At 66.9% G+C, this 257-nt stretch carries 1 protein-coding gene; it reads right to left on the bottom strand.

From position 1 onward, the window contains the following. Positions 1–180 (bottom strand): hypothetical protein (locus tag R0J88_RS21500; protein WP_410901103.1); only part of this gene is annotated, 180 nt, incomplete at its 3' end. Positions 181–257 lie beyond the last annotated feature (77 nt).

The following is a 257-nucleotide window of genomic DNA, read 5'->3' as shown; positions in this document are numbered from 1 at the left end:
CGGTGCCGATTCATCCTTGGATATGTCGCCGTATACCATCTCTGCACTGCCCGGGTGTCTGGCTGGCTGCCCCGCCTTGCCGGCCGCAGCGGCGTCGTCTGCAAGCGCAGCGCCATCTGGAAGTGCGACGCCATCTTCCAGCGCGGCGCTGTCGTTCAACGCGATCAGGTAGGCCCCCATGCCCAGCGTCTGCGCCGCCTCTGATACCTGATCTGCTGACGGCCCCGCTATCTGAGCCGCCTCGCCCTGCGCGCTTC

Source organism: Pseudoalteromonas sp. SIMBA_162 (genome assembly GCF_046535955.1).
GTDB lineage: Bacteria > Pseudomonadota > Gammaproteobacteria > Enterobacterales > Alteromonadaceae > Pseudoalteromonas > Pseudoalteromonas marina.
Note: the sequence above shows the minus strand (reverse complement) of the source record. Positions and strands in the feature narration are given on the sequence as shown.